The 361-nt window shown below is 64.3% G+C and carries 1 pseudogene; it reads left to right on the top strand.

Features of this window, described 5'->3' with window-relative positions:
- Positions 1–50: 50 nt before the first annotated feature.
- Positions 51–361: pseudogene (locus P3L18_RS28340) on the top strand (hypothetical protein); the annotation flags it as partial.

The following is a 361-nucleotide window of genomic DNA, read 5'->3' as shown; positions in this document are numbered from 1 at the left end:
AGAAGCGTTTCGCCTCGCCAACACTGAGCGGTACACCGTTGGGATCGAGCATGATTTTCGTGATCGTGGTGTCACACGACAACATTCGGGCGGTGGCTTCGGTGATGGCACCCATGTTCTGCAACTCGCCGCCGAGTGCCGGGTTGTCCGCCGACCAGGTCCACAACAACCCGTTGGTCGGCTCGTCGCATGCGGCGGTGGTGATCGACGTGTTGGACCGCATTCCCGCGGCAGTCCCGTTCGACGAGAAAATCTCGGCCGACGCCACGATGGCCGGGTTCGCCCGCACCCACACCCCGTCCGATTTGCGGATTTTGGGGGCGCGGGTGTTGGCGCACCTCGACCCCGACGGCGACCTGAC

Origin of the sequence: Gordonia sp. N1V, assembly GCF_029269935.1 — a bacterium.
Taxonomy (GTDB): domain Bacteria; phylum Actinomycetota; class Actinomycetes; order Mycobacteriales; family Mycobacteriaceae; genus Gordonia; species Gordonia polyisoprenivorans.
Note: the sequence above shows the minus strand (reverse complement) of the source record. Positions and strands in the feature narration are given on the sequence as shown.